This window comes from Nonomuraea sp. NPDC049480 (genome assembly GCF_044465905.1).
Lineage (GTDB): Bacteria > Actinomycetota > Actinomycetes > Streptosporangiales > Streptosporangiaceae > Nonomuraea.
The window spans coordinates 153,310-171,978 of sequence record NZ_JBITMD010000002.1; the positions used below are offsets into that span (position 1 = coordinate 153,310).

17 protein-coding genes are annotated in these 18,669 nt (G+C 70.7%); 11 read left to right on the top strand and 6 right to left on the bottom strand.

Annotated features, from left to right (window positions below):
• The first annotated feature begins 77 nt into the window (after positions 1-77).
• The 3 genes from ACIBX3_RS06140 to ACIBX3_RS06150 are packed head-to-tail and all read left to right on the top strand — an operon-like array spanning position 78 to position 2,582.
• Complete coding sequence (locus ACIBX3_RS06140) at positions 78-746, top strand: PadR family transcriptional regulator (protein ID WP_397113662.1); 669 nt, start codon at positions 78-80, stop codon at positions 744-746.
• The gene (locus ACIBX3_RS06145; RefSeq protein WP_397113664.1) at positions 747-1,724 is read left to right on the top strand and encodes an ATP-binding cassette domain-containing protein; all 978 of its coding nucleotides are present in this window, start codon (positions 747-749) and stop codon (positions 1,722-1,724) included. It begins immediately after the preceding gene.
• A gap of 3 nt (positions 1,725-1,727) precedes the next feature.
• Positions 1,728-2,582, top strand: coding sequence for an ABC transporter permease (locus tag ACIBX3_RS06150; protein WP_397113666.1), 855 nt, complete (start codon positions 1,728-1,730; stop codon positions 2,580-2,582).
• Between the two features lie 93 nt (positions 2,583-2,675).
• Here the strand turns inward: ACIBX3_RS06150 and ACIBX3_RS06155 are convergent, their stop codons facing one another.
• Positions 2,676-4,037, bottom strand: coding sequence for a hypothetical protein (locus ACIBX3_RS06155; protein WP_397113668.1), 1,362 nt, complete (start codon positions 4,035-4,037; stop codon positions 2,676-2,678).
• Between the two features lie 195 nt (positions 4,038-4,232).
• On the opposite strand from ACIBX3_RS06155, the gene ACIBX3_RS06160 reads away from it, so the two are divergent.
• Complete coding sequence (locus tag ACIBX3_RS06160) at positions 4,233-6,455, top strand: thiamine pyrophosphate-dependent enzyme (RefSeq protein ID WP_397113670.1); 2,223 nt, start codon at positions 4,233-4,235, stop codon at positions 6,453-6,455.
• 7 nt (positions 6,456-6,462) lie between these two features.
• Here the strand turns inward: ACIBX3_RS06160 and ACIBX3_RS06165 are convergent, their stop codons facing one another.
• Together ACIBX3_RS06165 and ACIBX3_RS06170 are read right to left on the bottom strand one after the other, a co-directional pair.
• Complete coding sequence (locus ACIBX3_RS06165; protein ID WP_397113672.1) at positions 6,463-8,289, bottom strand: protein kinase; 1,827 nt, start codon at positions 8,287-8,289, stop codon at positions 6,463-6,465.
• A gap of 45 nt (positions 8,290-8,334) precedes the next feature.
• Complete coding sequence (locus tag ACIBX3_RS06170; protein WP_397113674.1) at positions 8,335-9,033, bottom strand: M50 family metallopeptidase; 699 nt, start codon at positions 9,031-9,033, stop codon at positions 8,335-8,337.
• A gap of 193 nt (positions 9,034-9,226) precedes the next feature.
• On the opposite strand from ACIBX3_RS06170, the gene ACIBX3_RS06175 reads away from it, so the two are divergent.
• From ACIBX3_RS06175 to ACIBX3_RS06185, 3 genes are read left to right on the top strand one after another with little or no spacing between them, the layout of a single operon-like run.
• Positions 9,227-9,700, top strand: a complete 474-nt coding sequence (locus tag ACIBX3_RS06175) for a nuclear transport factor 2 family protein (RefSeq protein ID WP_397113676.1) — start codon at positions 9,227-9,229, stop codon at positions 9,698-9,700.
• Between the two features lie 16 nt (positions 9,701-9,716).
• Entirely contained in the window at positions 9,717-10,835 is a 1,119-nt protein-coding gene (locus ACIBX3_RS06180) for a magnesium and cobalt transport protein CorA (protein WP_397113678.1), read from the top strand.
• 28 nt (positions 10,836-10,863) lie between these two features.
• Positions 10,864-11,592, top strand: a complete 729-nt coding sequence (locus tag ACIBX3_RS06185; RefSeq protein ID WP_397113680.1) for a hypothetical protein — start codon at positions 10,864-10,866, stop codon at positions 11,590-11,592.
• 125 nt (positions 11,593-11,717) lie between these two features.
• On the opposite strand, the gene ACIBX3_RS06190 is transcribed toward ACIBX3_RS06185, so the two are convergent.
• Together ACIBX3_RS06190 and ACIBX3_RS06195 are read right to left on the bottom strand one after the other, a co-directional pair.
• The gene (locus tag ACIBX3_RS06190) at positions 11,718-12,467 is read right to left on the bottom strand and encodes a Clp protease N-terminal domain-containing protein (protein ID WP_397113682.1); all 750 of its coding nucleotides are present in this window, start codon (positions 12,465-12,467) and stop codon (positions 11,718-11,720) included.
• Positions 12,468-12,492: 25 nt separating this feature from the next.
• Positions 12,493-13,245 carry an IclR family transcriptional regulator gene (locus ACIBX3_RS06195; protein ID WP_397113684.1) on the bottom strand — a complete coding sequence of 251 codons (753 nt, stop codon included), beginning with the start codon at positions 13,243-13,245 and terminating at the stop codon, positions 12,493-12,495.
• 49 nt (positions 13,246-13,294) lie between these two features.
• Here ACIBX3_RS06195 and ACIBX3_RS06200 point away from each other — a divergent pair, with 49 nt between their 5' ends.
• From ACIBX3_RS06200 to ACIBX3_RS06215, 4 genes are all read left to right on the top strand, one after another.
• Positions 13,295-14,335, top strand: coding sequence for a cupin domain-containing protein (locus tag ACIBX3_RS06200; RefSeq protein ID WP_397113686.1), 1,041 nt, complete (start codon positions 13,295-13,297; stop codon positions 14,333-14,335).
• Between the two features lie 25 nt (positions 14,336-14,360).
• Positions 14,361-15,185 (top strand): fumarylacetoacetate hydrolase family protein, encoded by an 825-nt coding sequence (locus ACIBX3_RS06205; protein ID WP_397113688.1) that lies wholly within the window; start codon positions 14,361-14,363, stop codon positions 15,183-15,185.
• The gene (locus ACIBX3_RS06210; RefSeq protein ID WP_397113690.1) at positions 15,178-15,915 is read left to right on the top strand and encodes a maleylpyruvate isomerase family mycothiol-dependent enzyme; all 738 of its coding nucleotides are present in this window, start codon (positions 15,178-15,180) and stop codon (positions 15,913-15,915) included. The genes ACIBX3_RS06205 and ACIBX3_RS06210 overlap by 8 nt, the downstream gene beginning before the upstream one ends.
• 97 nt (positions 15,916-16,012) lie before the next feature.
• Positions 16,013-17,113 (top strand): FAD-dependent oxidoreductase, encoded by a 1,101-nt coding sequence (locus ACIBX3_RS06215; protein ID WP_397113692.1) that lies wholly within the window; start codon positions 16,013-16,015, stop codon positions 17,111-17,113.
• On the opposite strand, the gene ACIBX3_RS06220 is transcribed toward ACIBX3_RS06215, so the two are convergent.
• Complete coding sequence (locus ACIBX3_RS06220) at positions 17,086-18,639, bottom strand: heparinase II/III family protein (RefSeq protein WP_397113694.1); 1,554 nt, start codon at positions 18,637-18,639, stop codon at positions 17,086-17,088. The two genes, ACIBX3_RS06215 and ACIBX3_RS06220, sit on opposite strands and share 28 nt — an antisense overlap.
• Between the last annotated feature and the right edge of the window lie 30 nt (positions 18,640-18,669).

The window sequence follows — 18,669 nt, forward strand, 5'->3', positions numbered from 1 at the left end:
GGCCATGCCCCAATATGTCCTTGCTGTTCCAACTATCTAGATATATCTTTGCGATATCTCGATAGTTGGAGGTCATCATGCACGAGCCGGACTTCTGGGACGCACCGCCCCCTCCCCCGCACGCGTTCCCTCCAGGGCCTCCAGGCCCGCCGGGTTCGCCGGGTCCTCCGCATGTTCCCCCGCGCTCTCCAGACGCGCTCCGCTTCGCGGCCGGGTTCGCCGCCTCGGCGCCGGCGTTCCCGCCGCACCCGCCGGGGCCGCCGGGGCCGGAGTTCGGCACGGTCGTGCACTGGGAGACGCCCCCGCCGCGCGTGCGCCGCGGCGACGTCCGGGCGGCCCTGCTGGCCCTGCTGCACGAGGGGCCGCAGAACGGTTACCAGATGATCCAGGGCATCGAGGAACGCAGCCGCGGCGTGTGGCGGCCCAGCCCTGGCTCGGTCTACCCGGCGCTCCAGCAACTGGAGGACGAGGGCCTGGTGACGGCCGACGAGCCGGGCGGCCGCCGGACGTACCGCCTGACCGAGCAGGGACGTGAGCAGGCCGCCAGGCACGCCGACGAGGCGCCCTGGGAGGAGGTCGCCCGCACGGTGCCGGCCGACCACCACGAGCTCCGGTTGCTGTGGGCGCAGCTCAACGAGGCCTTCGCCCATCTGGTGCGCACGGCCAGCGACCGGCAGGTCGAGGAGGCCAAGAAGCTGATCAAGCAGACCCGCAGATCCGTTTTCCACATCCTGGCGGAGGACTGAATGGCCGTGGAATCAGCGGTCGCCGTACAGGGGTTGCGCAAGTCGTACGGCAAGGTCGAGGCCGTCAAAGGCGTCGACTTCGAGGTGCGGCCCGGCGAGGTGTTCGGCTTCCTCGGGCCGAACGGCGCCGGCAAGACCACCACCATCAGCATGCTCTGCACCCTGGTCAACCCCACGGGCGGCAGCGCCACCGTGGCGGGGCACGACGTGGTCCGCGAGCGCGACGAGGTGCGCAGGAACATCGGCCTCGTCTTCCAGGACCCCACCCTCGACGGTTACCTGAGCGCCGAGCAGAACCTGCGCTTCCACGCCGAGTTGTACGGCGTGCCGAAGAGCGTGGTCGCCGACCGGATCCGCCAGGTGATGGAGATGGTCGCGCTCTGGGACCGCAAGGACGCCAAGGTGATGACCTTCTCCGGCGGCATGAAGCGGCGGCTGGAGATCGCCCGCGGCCTGCTGCACTCTCCGCGGGTGCTGTTCCTCGACGAGCCGACCGTCGGGCTCGACCCGCAGACCCGCTCGGCCATCTGGGGGTACATCAACCAGTTGCGGCTCATGGAGGACATCACCATCTTCATGACCACGCACTACATGGACGAGGCCGAATACTGCGACAGGATCGCCATCATCGACCACGGCGAGATCGTCGTCATCGACTCGCCCGAGGCGCTGAAGGCCAGCGTCGGCAAGGACCGCGTGCAGATCCACACCGCCGACGACGCCAAGGCGATCGAGGCGCTGCGGGAGCGGTTCGGGCTGGAGGCGGCCGTGCACGAGGGGGCGGTCACGTTCGCGGTGGCGTCCGGCGAGGAGTTCGTGCCCCGGCTGTTCGGCGAGCTCGGCATGCCCATCAAGGCCGTGAGCGTGTCGCGGCCGTCCCTGGACGACGTGTTCATGTCGTACACGGGCTCCACGATCCGCGACGCCGAGTCCGGGGACGGCAACATGGCGTTCATGCGAGCGATGGCGAGGCGGTGAGCGATGGCGACTGAGGCGATCAGCGTCCGGGTGCCGGCGCGCGGCGCCGGGCACGACCTCCGGGCGATCAAGATAGTGCTCCACCGGGAGATCCTGCGCTTCGTCAACGACCGCACCCGCATGTTCTCCATGCTCGTGCAGCCCGTGCTGTGGCTGTTCGTCATGGGCACGGGGCTGGGGTCGCTGGTGCAGGGGTCGATCCCCGGGATCGACTTCCGCACGTTCATGTACCCCGGAATGATCTCCATGACCGTGATCATGACCGGCATGTTCTCGGCCGGGTCCATCGTGTGGGACCGCGAGTTCGGCTTCCTGCGGGAGATGCTGGTCGCGCCCGTCTCACGCGGGGCGATCGTGGTCGGCAAGTGCCTGGGCGGCGCCCTCGTGGCCACCGCGCAGGGCGTCATCATCCTGGCGATGGCGGGGCTGGTGGGGGTGCCCTACTCGCCGGGGCTGATGGTCACGCTGCTGGCGGAGATGTTCCTGGCCGCCTTCACGATCACGGCCTTCGGGGTGATGCTGGCCGCGCGGATGAAGAACATGCAAACGTTCTTCGGCCTGATGCAGATGGCGATCATGCCGATGATGTTCCTGTCGGGGGCGATGTTCCCGCTGGCCAACCTGCCGTCGTGGCTGCACGTGCTCACGGTGGTCAATCCGATGACGTACGCGGTGGATCCGATGCGGCAGGCGGTGTTCGCGCACCTGGACGTGCCGCCGCAGGTGAACGCGATGCTGAATCCGGGGGTCCAGTGGTTCGGCTTCCAGGTGCCGGTGCTGCTGGAGCTGGGGGTCGTGGCGGCCTTGGGGGCCGTGTTGCTGGGGGTGGGGATCGCGGAGTTCCGGCGGGCGGAATAGGACCGGCTCTCCAGCCGGCGGCCCCGCACCGTAGCCGGGCGAACGATGAGGCCCGGGGCAGTGTTCCCCGGGCCTCATCTCATTTCACGACGTTCAGCGCTTCACGCGGACATAGTCCTTGCGGCTGCTGGAGCCGTAGGTGTCCTCGTCACCGCCGAACACGAACCGCCAGTGCCCGGAGTCCCAGGCCTTGACCTTGGCGAAGATCCACCCGCTGTCGCGGGACCAGAACGCCTTCACGTACTCCCACTTCTTGGACCCCAGCGGCTTGAAGAACAGCGCCACCTTGCCCGAGTAGCCCTCCCAGGACCCCTCGTCGACCTGCAGCTTGCCCTTGAACTTCAGGTACTTGCCACGCTTGATCGGCTCAGGATAGGCGTTGAACTTGATCAGCCGCGTGTCCGCCTTCTCCACCGAGGGCGGCGGAGCGGGCTGGTTCACCTTGACCCAGTCGGCGTCGCTGACCGAGCCCTCGACGCCGCGCGTGCCGGCGTAGACGGCGCGCCACCAGCCGGAGGTGACGGCTTCGGCGGAGGCCCAGAAGCGGCCGTGGCGGCCGGTCACGTCGCTGGTGACGTACTCCCACCTGCCCGAGCCGGCGGCCTTGAAGAAGATCGCCACCCGCTCGCCGGCCACGCCGCCGCGGCCGTCGGCCACCAGCGCGCCGGTGAACCTGAGCTTGTCGCCCTTGCCCGCGGAATCGGGGTGGGCGCGGAAGGCGACGATCTTGCTGTCGATTTTCCCGCGCTTCACGACGACCAGCTCGGCGTCGCTGACAGAGCCCTTGGCGGCGGCCGTGGCCGCGAACTCCGCCCGCCACCGGCCGGTCACGTCGGCGCGCACGGTGGCGCCGAACCAGCCGCTGCCGCCGGTCGTCACCTTGGTGACCTCGCGGTAGGTGCTGGAGCCGCGCTCGCGGAAGGTGATCGAGATCGTCTGCCCGGCGTAGCCCTTGCCGTCGGCGCGGAGCTGTCCGGAGACCCTCACCAGATCGCCCTTGTCCACCACGTTGGGGCGGGCGTCGAAGCGGACGATGCCGGTGTCGAGCTTCTTGACGACGTCGAACGAGCCGGTCGCGGACTTGTCGCCGCCGCTGCCGTGGGCGAGGGCGAGCCAGTTCCATTTGCCGGCGTCCGAGGACTTGAACTCCTTGGTCCCGGTCCACTTCGTCCAGCCGCCGAAGGCCGAGCCCTTCGTGAGCGTGATCGGCGTGTGCACGCTCACGTCACCCGGGGCCTTCAGCTGGAATTCGGCCGTGTCCGCGTTCTTGGTGAGGAAACTGAAGGTGGCCGTGACCGGGCCGCCGGTGACATCGATCGGCGTGCTGGGACTGATGCTCACGCGAGCGATGTCGGGTGCTGGTGGTGCCGCCGTCGCGGCGGACGGTGCGAGGGCTACCAGGGCCCCGGCGCCGATCATGACGGCGAGGGCGGCGACGCGGATGCGTTGTAACATACGGGTTCCTTTCTGGAGACCCAGTGGTTCAACGCGGCATTGAGGGTGCCACGTGTGTCTTTTTAGTAGACGTGCATATGGCCGAGCAGGTTGTGAATTCTGACAAACAGTTATAGATCGGGGTCAAAAGGATCGGTCCACAATAGTCACCGGCGTACGGCAGACGGCGGAGCCGATCAAAGACATAATCGGTGTGTGGCGCGCGACACTGTTGAGACTCATTTCACCCAGGCGGTTGCGACGCTGAAGGGCGGCCCCGCGCGAGATCCCGGCCGGCCGGTCCGCGACGGCACGACGTTGACCGGCGACCAGTGCAGGACGCTGTTCCGGCGCCAGCTCGACAGCCGCCTGCTCGACATCGCCGCCCGCTGGCTGCGGGAGCGGAACGAGGGCTTCTACACGATCGGCTCCGCCGGGCACGAGGGCAACGCCGCCGTCGCCGCCGCGCTGCGGCCCGAGGACCCCGCGCTGCTGCACTATCGATCCGGCGCGTTCTACCTCACCCGCTCGGAGCTGGCGGGGCGGCTGCCGGAGCAGGGCATCAGGGACGTGCTGATGGGCCTGACGGCGGCGGCCGAGGAGCCGATCGCGGGCGGCAGGCACAAGGTGTTCGGCCATCCGGAGCTGGCCGTCATCCCGCAGACCTCGACGATCGCCAGCCATCTGCCCCGGTCGGTGGGGGTGGCCTTCGCCATCGAGCGCGCCAGGGCCCTCGGGGCGCGTCCGCCGTGGGGGCAGGAGGACGCGATCGCGGTGTGCAGCTTCGGCGACGCCTCGGTCAACCACGCGAGCGCGCTGTCCGGCCTCAACACCGCCTCTTACGCGACCTTCCAGGGGCAGCCGCTGCCGCTCCTGTTCGTGTGCGAGGACAACGGCATCGGCATCAGCGTCCGCACGCCCAAAGGGTGGGTGGAGGCGGCCGCGCGGCGTCCCGGCATCGCCTACTTCGCCGCCGACGGGTGCGACCTGGCCGAGGCCTACGACGTCGCCGTACGCGCCGTCGAACACGTACGCACCCAGCGCTCCCCCGCGTTCCTGCACCTGTCCACCGTGCGCCTCATGGGGCACGCGGGCTCCGACGTCGAGGTGGCCTACCGCACGCAGCGCGAGATCCGGGCCGACCTCGAGCGCGATCCGCTGGTGCGCACGGCGGCGCTGCTGGTCGAGGCCAGGCTGGAGACGCCGGACGACCTGCTCAAGACGTACGAGTCCACGCGCGAGCACGTGCTGCGCATCGCGCTGGAGACCACCCGCAGCCCGCGGCTGGGCTCCGCCAAGGAGGTCATGGAGCCGATCGCGCCGCGCCGTCCCGACCTGATCGCGAGGATCAGCCCGATGGCGGCGTCCGGGACGGCCAGGGAGAAGGCGTTCGCCGGGTCGCTGCCGGAGAACGACAAGCCGCTGACACTCTCGCAGTCGATCAACCGTACGCTCGCCGACGCGCTCACCGTTTATCCCGAGATGATGGTGTTCGGCGAGGACGTCGCCAAGAAGGGCGGCGTGTACGGCGTGACGAGAGGGCTGCAGAAGCGGTTCGGTCCTGGGCGGGTGTTCGACACGCTGCTGGACGAGCAGGCCATCCTGGGGCTGGCGCTGGGCTCCGGCGTGTCCGGGATGCTGCCGGTGCCGGAGATCCAATATCTGGCCTACCTGCACAACGCGCTCGACCAGATCCGCGGTGAGGCGGCCACGCTGTCGTTCTTCTCACGCAACGCCTACCGCAACCCGATGGTGGTGCGGGTTGCCGGATACGCGTACCAGAAGGGGTTCGGCGGGCACTTCCACAACGACAACGCGGTGGCGGCGCTGCGTGACATCCCCGGGCTGGTCATCGCCTCGCCGGCGCGGCCCGACGACGCGTCCGCGATGCTGCGCACGTGCCTGGCGGCGGCCAAGACGTGCGGGTCGGTGTGCGTGTTCCTGGAGCCGATCGCGCTCTACAACACGAAAGACCTGTTCGACGAGGGCGACGGGGGCTGGCTGGCGCCGTACGCGCCGCCCGCGCGCTGGGCGGAGACGCACGTGCCGATCGGCCGGGCGCGCGCCTACGGCGACGGCCGGGACCTGACGATCGTGACGTTCGGCAACGGGCTGCGGATGAGCCTGCGGGCGGCCGTGCGGCTGACCCAGGAGGGGTACGGCGTCCGCGTCCTCGACCTGCGCTGGCTCGCTCCGCTGCCGGTGGACGACCTGCTGCGGACGGCCGAGCTGACGGGCAAGGTGCTGATCGCCGACGAGACCCGGCACACCGGCGGCGTGTCGGAGGCCATCGTCGCCGAGCTGGTCGACGCCGGGTACACCGGCTCCCTGGCCCGGGTCACCTCGGCCGACAGCTTCGTCCCGCTGGGCGCGGCGGCCGACCACGTGCTGCTGTCGGAGTCGGAGATCGAGCAGGCGGCGCGCAAGCTCCTGGGCTGAGAGCGCGCTACTGCCGCACCACGGCGCCTCTGACGCAGGCCGGCTTGGACCAGGCGACCGTCGAGCGCTCCGAGATGCGCAGCGGCACGCCCACCAGGAAGCAGTAGCCGGTGTCGGGGTCCAGACCGGCGACGCGGGTCGTGGTGGCGCCCTGACCCAAGGCGGTGATGGGCTGCTCACCCTTCTCGACCGGGGAGCGCTGCAGGACCACCGGGTAGTCGCGGGCGTTCGCCGGGAGCGTCCAGCGCAGCTCCACCAGGGCGCCTTGGTCGGCGGTCACCTTGACGTTGCGGGGCGCGAGGGCGGCGACGTCCTGCCGGTCGATCGGGGTGGTGTCCTGGGGTTGCTGGGACTGGCTCGTCTGCCGGCCGGGGTCGGTGCGCGGGGTGGTCGTCGGGTTCTGCTGGAGCGACAGGTACACGGCCGCCGCCGTGCCGCCGGTGGCCACGGCCGCCACCGCACCCCCGATCACGAGCCCTCTGGCCAGCCGTCCTTTGCCGGTCGAAGCCGTGCTCTCGGCCGGCGCGGGCTGACCGGGCGGCATCGTCGCGGCCGATGGAGCGGGCGGAAGAGGCGGCGTATGCCACATGGGCCCGGGCGCGCTCACCTGCTGGGCCCTGTGCTGACCTGAGGGAGCCCCGCCGTGCCGACCCGCCGGATGCCCTGCCTGCGGGCCCGCCTGCGGACCTGCCTGCGGGCCCGCCTGCGGACCCGCCTGCGGACCCGCCTGCGCCTCCGGGGCGAAAGGTGAGGGCCGGCCGCCGTCTGCGGGCGCGGCAGGCTGTGCCTCCGGCGCGAAAGCCGAGGGTCGCCGGGCGTCGGCGGGCAGCGGATGGCCGCCCGTTCGCGGCGGGTGGGGACCGGCGGGCGGAAGGTGGTTGCCCGTCGCCGGGAACTGGCCGCCGGTGGGCAGGATCGACGGATCCGGGGTGCCGCCACGGGGACGCGGGACCGTGGACATGGCCGGGCCCGGCCCGGGATCCTGGCCCACCAGGTCCGTCACCGACAGGCCCAGCTCGGCCTGCACCGCCTGCAGGTGCCGCGCGAGCTCCCGCGCGGACCCGTACCGCTGCTCGGGCTGCTTGGACATGGCCCGCAGGATCGTCTCGAAGACCACCGGCGGCACGTCGGAGCGGTTGAGGGGCGGCGGCTCGACGCTGAGCACGCGGTACATCAGCGGCGCGATCGACGGATCCGCCGGGTTGTGGAACGCGGGCTGGCCGGCCAGCAGATGGTAGAGGGTCGAGCCGAGCGAGTAGATGTCGGTGGAGGCGGAGTGCGGGGCGCCGGTGAGCACCTCGGGCGCGGCGTGCAGCGGGGTGAACGCCTGCGAGGTGGCCGAGATCTCCGACGAGTCGACGACCCTGGCCACGCCGAAGTCGGCGATCGCGAGCTCGCCGTACCGGGAGATGAGGATGTTCTGCGGCTTGATGTCGCCGTGCAGCACCCCGGCCTCGTGTACGGCGGCCAGCGCGCCGGCCAGCTTCACCCCCGCCCTGAGCACGTCGGGCACCGGCAGCGACCCCTCTTTGCGTAACTTGTCGCGCAGAGAGCCGTTCTCGAAGAAGTCCATCGCGATGTACGGCTTGCCGGAGCGCGTCACGCCGGTGTCGAAGACGGTGACGACGTTGGGGTGGCCGGTGAGGCGGCCGGTGAGCTGCAGCTCGCGCTGGAACCTGCGCATGGTGCGCTGGTCGACCCGGTCGACGGACAGCACCTTCAGCGCCACGACGCGGTCGAGGCGCTCCTGGTAGGCGCGGTACACGACGGCGAATCCGCCCTGGCCCGCCTGATCGAGTACCCGGTAACCGGGCGCGTCCTCGACTGGCAGCACAACACTCCCCCCTGTTGCTGGCGAGTTTAGTGCGAAATATCGGGACTAGAGGGGGTACATGAAGTACACGCCGAAGACCGCGGCCGTGACCGATACCAGGAGGAAGAAGAACACGTAGAAGCCGCCGGGCAGGAACGTCAGCCTGGCCAGTTGGTCGGCGTCGGAGTCCCTGGCCTGCCGCCGGCGCCGCTTCTGCTGTAACTCGATGATCGGCCGGATCCCGCCGAACAGCAGGAACCAGACCGCGACCAGGGCGACGACCTGCTGGACCTCGGCGGGTGCGTACATGATGAGCGCGAACACGGCGCCGCCCGTCGCCAGGAGGATCAGGGCGCCGTACAGGTTGCGGATCAGCAGCAGCATGCAGACCAGGAACAGCAGCACCGTCCAGATCAGCACCGTGATGCGCCCCTGCTCGGTGAGCCACGCGGCGGCCAGCCCGAGCAGCGGCGGCGCCAGGTAGCCGGCCAAGGCGGTCAGCACCATGCCGGGCCCGGTGGGCCGGCCCCTCGTCAGCGTCACGCCCGAGGTGTCGGAGTGCAGGCGGATGCCCTCGAGCTTGCGCCGGGTGACCAGCGCCATCAGCGCGTGGCCGCCCTCGTGGGCGATCGTGATCAGACCCCTGGACAGCTGCCAGGGCATGCGGAAACCGACGATCACGAGCGCGGCGACAGCCGAGACCACCACGACCCAGGGGTCGGGGTCAGGCTGAACCTTGATCAGGTGGGCCCAGAGCTTGTCCATCGAGGAGAAACCCTATCCGGGTGGAGTCTCGGCCGTGGACACAGAACCTGATTCTGATGTGGGAATGCCGAACGGGTGGCGACGGCTGGGGCCGCCGGGGCGATCGATCGGAAGTTCGTCCGCCGTACACCTGGATGTCTCCCGCCGCCGGGGAAGATGGTGGCGCACCGGGCGGCCATGATCTGATGGAAGGGTGAACGACCAGCACGTGGCGCTCATCAGCGCTTTCTTCGACGCTCTCGGGCGGGCCGACCTCGCGGCCATGGAGACCTGTTACCACCCCGAGGTCAGCTTCGGCGACCCCATCTACCCGGAGGTCGAGGGCCGCGACCGGGTCATGCGAATGTGGCGGCTGCGGCTGGACGTGCGTGACGGGCTGCGATCGGAGCACCGGGACGTGACGGCCGACGATCACACGGGGACCGCGCGCTGGACGGCCCGCTACACGTTCCCCGGGACGGGTCGGGAAGCCGTCCTCGAAATCGACGCATTCTTCAGATTCGACGACAATCTTATCGTTCGTCACCACGACGAGTTCGATTTCCGGCGCTGGTCGCGGATGGCGCTCGGCCGGCCGCACGGGTTGATCTTCGGGTGGACTCCGATGTGGCGCAAGACCATCAGGGACCGGGCCGCGCAGCAGCTGGACGCGCTCGGCCCGGCATAGTCGTTCTGGAGGGTGCATGGCCAGGGTCAAGGGTTTCGGTCGCGGCCGCGAGGTACGCGAGGAAGCGCCCGAACTCTCCATGGACCCGCGCGCCACGGAGGAGCGCCCGTACCGGCCGACGGTCATCGACAACGCGATCTACCGGAACGGCGAGCGCGTCGACAATCCCGGCTCGCTGGCCGACGCCTTCCAGCGTCTGAAGGAAATGCCGGACGGCATGGCCTGGATCGGGCTCTACCGTCCCAAGGAATGGGAGCTCGTCAAGCTCGGCGAGGAGTTCGAGCTGCACGAGCTGGCGCTGGAGGACGCCATCGTCGGCTCCCAGCGGCCCAAGGCCGACCGCTACGGCGACACGCTCTTCGTGGTGCTGCGGGCCGCCCGCTACCTGGACGACGTGGAGGAGGTCGCGTTCGGGGAGGTGCACGTCTTCGTCGGCCCCAACTTCGTGATCACCGTACGTCATGCGGAGGCGCCCGACCTGCAGGCCGTGCGCAAGCGGATGGAGTCCGACCCGGAGTTGCTGCGGCAGGGCCCGCAGGCCGTGCTGTACGCCATCCTCGACGCCGTGGTCGACGGCTACGCGCCGGTGGTGGCCGGCCTGCAGAAGGACATCGAGGAGATCGAGGTCCAGGTCTTCGGCGGGGACCCGTCGGTGTCGCGGCGCGTGTACGAGCTGTCCGGCGAGGTCATCGAGTTCCAGCGGGCCACCGCGCCGCTGGTCGGCATGATCCACGCATTCATCGCGGGGGCTCCCAAGTACGGGGTGAACGACGAGTTGCAGAGCTACCTGCGGGACGTGGCCGACCACGCGATCACGGTGACCGAGCGGATCTCGTCGTTCCGCCAGATGCTGCAGAACATCCTGGTCGTCAACTCGACGCTGGTGACGCAGGCGCAGAACGCCGAGATGGCGCGGATGACCGAGGCGAGCATCAGGCAGGGTGAGGAGGTCAAGAAGATCTCCGCCTGGGCGGCCATCCTCTTCGCGCCCACTCTCGTGGGGACCATTTACGGAATGAACTTCGACTTCATGCCGGAAACACACTGGGTGTTCGGTTATCCGTTCGCCATCGTGCTGATGGCCGCCGTCTGCCTGATCCTCTACATGGTGTTCAAACGCCGGGACTGGCTCTAGCGTTCGCCAGGCCCTAATATCCAGCACCATGATCATTCGTCTGTTAGCGGGGACGGCCGCCGGCTTGGCCCTCCTTTCCGGAACGGCCCACGCCGAGCCGGTCAAGGGCGCCCCCGAGCTGACCCACAACGAGCTCTACAAGGCGGCCAAGCTCCCCAAGGTCGCCTGCAAGCCGGTCAAGGGCACGAGCGGCGCCTCGACCAAGAAATACATCACCAAGCTCGTGGGCTGCCTGAACTCGGCGTGGAAACCGGCCATCAAGGAGTTCAAGCCGGTGGAGGTGAAATTCAAGGAGGCGTCCGACAAACGGTCCTGCTCCACCGGGATGGACCTCTCCGGCTCCCTTTCGGAGATCTGCGCCACGTCCATCAGCGTGCGACTGGCCGACGACTGGATCAAGGCCAAGGACGACCTCAAGGTGTTCACGTCCATCGTGATGACATGGAGCGGGGTCGTCACCGGGCAGACCGGCATCGGGGAAGCGTGGTGGGGACTGGAGAACGGCGCGTCGGAATCCGTCATGCACGAGCACAACCGCCGGTACTACCTGCAGATCGACTGCTTCGCGGGTGTGTCGGCGAAGAGCCTGGGGCGGGTGGTCAAGGACTGGAAGCCGGTGATCAAGGTCCCGGACTCCTGGAAGAACAGGTTCCACGGCAAGACCGCCAATCGCCTCTACTGGATCGAGAAGGGGTACAAGGCGGGCAAACCGGGAGCGTGCAACACCTGGACGGCGGCTTCCTCGAAGGTCGCCTGACAGTTGCGTCGCGGGTGCGGCTCACCACAGCGCTCCGATCACCAGGCCGACGACGATCGCGGCGGCGAGGGTGACGCGGAGCGCCGTGAGCGCGTGCCGCCGGGTGGGGGGACGCACAGGAATCCTCAGGTTCCCAGGCCGACGTGCTCTTCCAGACGTTCGAGGCGCTGGACGAGCGGCTGCAGCTCGTTCCTGATCAGCGCGGCCAGCCCTTGGCTCTCGGCGGCGGGGTCGGCCTGCTGGGTCTGGGCGCGGAGGTGGACGTAGCCGGCCAGGGCCGCGGTGACGGCGCGCCGGGCGAGGCGGGGCTCGACGCCCAGCGCGCGCAGGACCTGGCCTGCCGTCCCGTCGGGCTCGGCGACCAGGCCGAGCAGGAGGTGCTCGCAGCCGACGTAGTTGTGACCGAGCGAGATCGCCTCGTTGGCGGCGAACTCCAGCGCGTTGGCGGCCGGCCCGCTGAAGCTTCGCGGCGCAGGAGACTCGGCGCCCGCGCCGGTTCGCTCGGCGGGTGGCGGCTGGTGGCGGGCGAGGTCGCGTTTGACCTGCTCCAGATCGATGTCCATGGCACGCAGCACGTGCAGCGCCAGGTTGGTGCCCTCGGTGAGCATGCCGGCGAGGAGGTGCTCGGTGCCGACGCCGGCGCCCTCCGCCTGGTCGGCGGCGAGCTTGATCACCGTGCGCATCTTGGCTGTCAGATGGGTCATCGCCCCGGTCGGGACGTCCAGGTTGAGGTCACTCAGAACCGTTTGCCTGATAGCGGTCACCCGGCGCACGGCCTGCTCCAGCGCGCGCTGGCATACCGCGGACACGGGCACCCCGGCCTCCTTGACGGCCTCCGCGAGGTCGTCCGGCAGATACACATTGATCTTCGGCATACCCCCTAATATAACCCCATTAGGGTTATACGTCGAGACCGGCGAGAGCCTGTTCGGCCTCGGCGATCGCCAGGCGGAGCTCCTTGGTGAACATCGCCACCCGGTCCACCCCGAAGCGGGCGGACGGGGCCGAGATCGACAGCGCCGCGACCGGCGTGCCGTGCCGGTCGCGCAGGGCCGCGCCGATGGCGGAGACGCCCTGCTCGGTCCCGTCGATGTTCAGCGCGTAGCCGCGTACCCGAACCTCGTCGAGCTCGCGCGCCAGGGCGGCGAACTCCGGGTCGGTGAGGTCGGGGTAGAGCTCCCGGAGCTGGTCGGCGGGCAGGGCGGCGAGCAGGACCTTGCCACCGGAGGAGTGCCGCGCGGGCAGGATCGTCCCCCTCCGGTCGCCCACGTGCAGGATCTGCGAGGACTCCACGCTGTCCAGGAAGCGCACCTCCGTGCCGACCCGGATGGTGAGGTTCACGGTCTCGCCGGCCCGCGCGCACAGCGCCTCCATGGCGGGCCTGGTCCTGGCACGCAGCTCGCGCAGGGCCGAGCCGCCCGTGGCGGCCTGCATGGAGGCGAAGAACGGGCCCGGCAGGTACGTGTGGTGCTCGTCCTGGACGGCGAAGTCGCGGTACACGAGCATCACCAGGAGGCGGTGGGCCGTGGACCGCGCGATGCCCAGCTCCCTCGCGACGTCGGAGACCTTGAGCCGGCCCTGGTCGCGCAGCATGTGCAGGAGCAGCAGGACGTTGTCCACCGAACCGAGAGCGTACGCAGGCTTGTTCTTCATAGCAGAATGGTAGTGCGGTATACAGAACAATTCGCCTAGCGTGGGGTCCATGAACCCGGAGGAGAGGCTGTACGCCGATTTCGCGGCCGAGAACCTGATTCCGCTGTGGACCCAGGTCGGCGACCTGATGCCGATGCATCCCAAGCCGAAGGCCAGACCGCACGTGTGGGAGTGGAAGACTCTCTACCCGCTGGCCGAGCGGGCCGGCGAGCTGGTGCCCGTCGGGAGGGGCGGGGAGCGGCGGGCGATCGCGCTGGCCAACCCCGGCCTGGACGGGGTGCCGTACGCGACGCCGACCCTCTGGGCGGCCATCCAGTACCTGGGCCCGCGCGAGGTCGCGCCCGAGCACCGCCACACCCAGAACGCCTTCCGCTTCGTCGTCGAGGGTGAGGGCGTCTGGACCGTCGTGAACGGCGACCCGGTGGCCATGCGGCGCGGCGACTTCCTGCTGACGCCCGGCTGGCACTTCCACGGCCACCACAACACCACCGACGCGCCGATGGCCTGGATCGACGGGCTGGACATCCCGCTCGTGCACTACACCGACACCTCGTTCTTCGAGTTCGGCCCCGATCAGGTGACCGACGCCACGACGCCGAGCGTGTCGCGGTCGGAGCGGCTGTGGGCGCATCCGGGTCTGCGGCCCGTGTCGGCCCTGGGCGCGACGCCGAGCTCGCCCATCGCGGCCTACCGCTGGGAGTACACGGACCGGGCGCTGGACGAGCAGCTCGCGCTGGAGGACGAGGGCCATCCGGGGGTCGTCGAGCCCGGTCACGCCGCCGTCCGCTACAGCAATCCCACGACCGGCGGCGATGTGATGCCGACGCTCAGGGCCGAGTTCCACCGGCTGCGGCCGGGGACCGTGACCGCCGCGCGGCGGGAGGTGGGGTCGTCGGTCTACCAGGTGTTCGACGGGGAGGGCACGATCACGCTCGACGGCGCCGAGCGGCGGCTGTCCCGCGGTGACCTCGTGGTGGTGCCGTCGTGGTGCGCGTGGTCGTTCCGCGCCGAGACCCGTTTTGATCTGTTCCGTTTCTCTGACACGCCCGTTTTCGAGGGCCTGCACCAGTACCGGGAGGAGCCGGCGTGAAGCTGATATCTGTAGGAGGACTCGCGTGAAGCTCGCGACGCTGCGGCTGCCGCGCCGTACGGCCGCCGCCCGCATCGACGGCGACCACGCCGTGGAGATCGGCCGGCCCGACGTCGGCGCCCTGCTGGCCGACCCCGAGTGGCGGGAGGTGGCGGCCGCCGCCGACGGGCCCTGGCATCCGCTGTCCACGGCCGATCTCGCGCCCGTGGTGCCCCGGCCCGGGAAGATCATCTGCGTGGGGCTCAACTACCGCACCCACATCCTGGAGATGGGGCGGGAGCTGCCGGAGTACCCGACGGTGTTCGCGAAGTTCGCCGAGTCGCTGATCGGGCCGTACGACGACATCGTGCTGCCCGCCGTCTCCCAGGTGATGGACTGGGAGGCCGAGCTGGCGGTCATCGTCGGTACGACGGCCAGGAACGTCACCCCCGAGCAGGCGACGGCCTGCATAGCGGGCTACTCGGTGCTCAACGACGTGACGGCCAGGGACTACCAGACCCGCACGCTGCAGTGGCTCCAGGGGAAGACGTTCGAGGCCACCACGCCGTTCGGGCCGTACCTCGTCACGCCCGACGAGGTGGCCGGCACGCCGATGACCGTGGAGTGCGCGGTGGACGGGGAGGTGATGCAGCAGGCGGACGCCGGCGACCTGGTGTTCTCGCCGGCCCAGCTGATCGCGTACCTGTCGGAGATCCTCACGCTGCGGCCCGGGGACGTCATCGCCACCGGCACGCCGGGCGGCGTCGGCCACGCGCGCAAGCCGCCGCGGTACCTGGCGGACGGCAGCAAGGTCGTGACGCGCGTCTCCGGCGTCGGGGAGCTGGTGAACACGGCGCGCCGTCATGGCTGACCTCGGATGGCTGGATTCCGGGACGGCGTACTTCGCGTCCCGGATGGAGGCCTGTGACCTCGATCGGGCAACCCGGCTGCCGGGGTGGACGGGGCGGCACGTGGTGGCGCACGTGGCCGCGAACGCCTTGGCGCTGGGGCGGCTGGTGCATTGGGCGCGCACCGGTGAGGAGCGTCCCATGTACTCCTCGCCGCAGGCCCGGGACGTCGAGATCGAGGAGCTGGCCGGGCGGCTGTCCGCCGCCGAGCTGGCCGGGCTGGCGAAGGAGACCGCCGAGGAGTTGCGGGCGGATCTGGGACGGCTGAGCGGGACGCAGTGGGAGGCCACGGTGCGTACCGCCCAGGGGCGGGTCGTGCCCGCCACCGAGATCGTCTGGATGCGGACGCGCGAGGTGTGGATACACGGCGTGGACCTGGGCGGCAGCTTCGCCGACTTCCCCGGTGAACTGGTGGACGCGCTCGTCGGGGACGTGGTCGGGCTGTGGTCGGCGCGCGGTCAGGGGCCGGCCATGGTGCTCAGGGCCACCGACGGGGAGGCGGTCTGGCACGTATCCGCGCCGGCCGCGGACTCCGTGGGGGCGGCCGGGCCGTCTCAGGCCGATGTCGTGCCGGAGGTGCGCGGCACTGCTGTGCCGGAGGTGCGCGGCACTGCGGCCGAGCTGGCGGCCTGGGTCACCGGGCGGGGGCCCGCGCCCGAGCCCGGCGCCCCGGCCATCGGGCGCTGGTTGTGACGGTGGGCCGGCGGCGTAGAGGTGGGCGGTGCGCGCAGGACGCGGAGGGCCGGCTGAGGCCGGTGGCAGATTGGGCGGGACAGGAGCTGGGGCGCTCGTGAGTGACGTGGTGGTCGTCGGGGGCGGCATCGGCGGGCTGGCCACGGCCTTCGCGCTGACCAGGGCCGGGTGGTCGGTGCGGGTGCTGGAGCGGTCGCCGGAGTTCGGCGAGGTCGGCGCGGGGCTGCAGCTCGGCCCGAACGCCACCCGCCTGCTCGCCGCCTGGGGCCTGCTCGACCGGGTGATCGCGGCCGGGGTGCTGCCCGGGCGGCTGGTGTTCCGCGACGCCCTGACCGGCGAGGAGCTCACCCGCCTGGACCTGGGCGAGGGGTTCAGACGCCGGTACGGGGCGCCGTACGTCGTGGCGCACCGCAGCGACCTGCACGCCATCCTGCTCGACGCCTGCGCCGAGGCCGGCGTGGAGCTGCTCAACGGGCGGCACGTCGAGCGGGTGGCGACCGAGGGCGGGCGGGCGCGGGCGTACTGCGCGGACGGGTCGGTGCACGAGGGCGGCGCTCTGGTGGCGGCGGACGGGCTGCAGTCGGGGCTGCGGGCACAGCTCGTGGCCGACGAACCCGAGAATTCTGGATATGTCGCCTACAGGGGCACGTGTCCGCTGCCGGAGGACTTCGACACCTCCGACGTGGTCGCCTACCTGGGCCCTGAATGCCACTTCGTCCAGTACGCCCTGCGCGGCGGCGAGCTGCTCAACCAGGTCGCGGTCTTCCGCGGCCCCGGCGACCTGGAGGCCGCCTTCGACGGCTGCTGCGCGCAGATCGGCAAGGGCCTTCCCCACCTGTGGCGCGACCGCCACTGGCCCATGCTCGACCGCCCGCCCGTCGGCACCTGGGTGCGGGGCAGGATGGCCCTGCTCGGGGACGCGGCGCACCCGATGCTGCAATACCTGGCCCAGGGCGCCTGCCAGGCGATCGAGGACGCCCATGTCCTGGCCGAGCAGTCGGCGGGCGGGGACTGGGACCGGGCGCTGGCCGCGTACCAGGAGATCCGCGTCCCGCGGACGGCCCGCGTCCAGGGCACGGCCCGGCTCTGGGGCGACATCTGGCACGTGGACGGGGTGGCCAGGGTGCTGCGTAACGAGCTGTTCCGGACCAGGGACCTGTCGAGCCACACCTACGTCGACTGGCTGTACGGGAGCTGAACGGGGCCGCCCGGCGTGTGCACGGTCATGACATGTCCGGAAATGGAGATCTGGGGTGCGGCTGCCCCCGGCACGATCACCGTCAGCACGCCGGCCGCCTCGGGAGACAGGACGGTGACCGCCTCCGCGGTACGCAGGTACCCGGGACACACCAGCCCTGGCCGCACCGCCTGACCGGCCCCCGGGACCTGCAGCAACGTCACCCGCCAGTCCCCGTCGCCGAGCACCACCGCGCCGTCGTCCCAGGAGATCACCTCCAGCGCCGGATCGAAGTGCCACAGGCTCCGCAGGGTCCCGCGGGGGACGGAGTCGTGCACCGCCATCAGGTCGGGCCCGTGGTCGACCAGGACGCGCCGGGTCCTGGTCACCCCGTACGCGTCGTCGGCCAGCTCGAAGCACTGGCGTGACGGCCCGGCGGACGAGCTCACCAGCCGCGTGGCCGTGCCGGGCCGGAAGGTCCCCGCCACGACCGGAACGTTGTGCGCCTCCGGCGAGCGTGTCCACTCCACGAAGCCCGTCCTCTCGTACGAGTGGAACCCGGCCTCCACCAGGATCCGCCGCCCGTGGGCGCTGTAGGTGACGCCGAGGTGGTCCTCGTGCCCGTGCAGCCGCCGCCCCGGGCCGAACCTGATCGAGTAGTGGGCGGACCGCGGGTCGTCCCACGCGGTCCGGCCGAAGACGTAGCCGCCGTCGAACACCCGCACCGCCGGCCCCACATGCGGAAACCCGTCCGCGCGGACGTCGGCCGGGCTGTCGCCGATGGGGACGAGTCGGCCGTCGGGCTGGGTGGCGTGCGCGATGTACGTCTCCAGTGCCGCCCGCCTGGCCACCAGCCGCTGGGGCGGCTCGGCGCCGCTCTCGCGGATCGCGCGCAGGTCCACACCGAGCCGGCGGTGCACGTACAGGCCGTAGCGGGGGGCCTGCTCGTGCAGCACGCCCTGGGCGTCGACGGCCAGCTCGGCGGAGGCGGTCATCCGGCGGATCGCCAGGTCCCGCCAGCGAGCCCGGCCGAGGCGGCAGCCGACGACCAGCAGCGCGATGTCCTGGTCCAGGCCGTGGTTGTGGCCCTGCCGGTAGAGCGCGGGGTCGGCGAGGATCTCGCCGTGCTCGGCCAGGCTGTCCCACAGCGGCCCGGTGCGTACGTGCTCGCTCAGGCACACCAGCGCCGGGGCGCGTAACGCGACCGCGTGCTCGGCCCACGCCCACGGGCTGATGCCGGGGCGGCCTCGCGGGTTCTCCCGGATCCAATGGGCGGCCAGGGCGGAGGCGCGGTCGAGGTAGGCGGGTTCGCCGGTGCGCTCGTACTGGGTGACGAGGCGGCCCATCCAGCGCAGGGCGTGCAGGTTGAGCGCCCAGGAGCGGTTGCCGTGGGGGTTCGCGGTCCAGTCGACGTCCGTGCCGAGATCGACCGGCGGCAGGCCGACGAACGTGACCCGCCCGCGCATCACCTCCTCCACCTTGATCCCGGGAAACTGGTCGCTCAGGCAGATGGCCCTGCCTGAGGTCGAGCGGGCACGCCAGAACAACGTCGTGGCTCCTGTTTCAGGACGCGCGAA

Coding starts and splice junctions, on each gene's coding strand:
- ACIBX3_RS06140 (WP_397113662.1), top strand. CDS start 78: ATGCACGAGCCGGACTTCTGGGACGCACCGCCCCCTCCCCCGCACGCG.
- ACIBX3_RS06145 (WP_397113664.1), top strand. CDS start 747: ATGGCCGTGGAATCAGCGGTCGCCGTACAGGGGTTGCGCAAGTCGTAC.
- ACIBX3_RS06150 (WP_397113666.1), top strand. CDS start 1,728: ATGGCGACTGAGGCGATCAGCGTCCGGGTGCCGGCGCGCGGCGCCGGG.
- ACIBX3_RS06155 (WP_397113668.1), bottom strand. CDS start 4,037: ATGTTACAACGCATCCGCGTCGCCGCCCTCGCCGTCATGATCGGCGCC.
- ACIBX3_RS06170 (WP_397113674.1), bottom strand. CDS start 9,033: ATGGACAAGCTCTGGGCCCACCTGATCAAGGTTCAGCCTGACCCCGAC.
- ACIBX3_RS06180 (WP_397113678.1), top strand. CDS start 9,717: ATGGCCAGGGTCAAGGGTTTCGGTCGCGGCCGCGAGGTACGCGAGGAA.
- ACIBX3_RS06185 (WP_397113680.1), top strand. CDS start 10,864: ATGATCATTCGTCTGTTAGCGGGGACGGCCGCCGGCTTGGCCCTCCTT.
- ACIBX3_RS06190 (WP_397113682.1), bottom strand. CDS start 12,467: ATGCCGAAGATCAATGTGTATCTGCCGGACGACCTCGCGGAGGCCGTC.
- ACIBX3_RS06195 (WP_397113684.1), bottom strand. CDS start 13,245: ATGAAGAACAAGCCTGCGTACGCTCTCGGTTCGGTGGACAACGTCCTG.
- ACIBX3_RS06200 (WP_397113686.1), top strand. CDS start 13,295: ATGAACCCGGAGGAGAGGCTGTACGCCGATTTCGCGGCCGAGAACCTG.
- ACIBX3_RS06210 (WP_397113690.1), top strand. CDS start 15,178: ATGGCTGACCTCGGATGGCTGGATTCCGGGACGGCGTACTTCGCGTCC.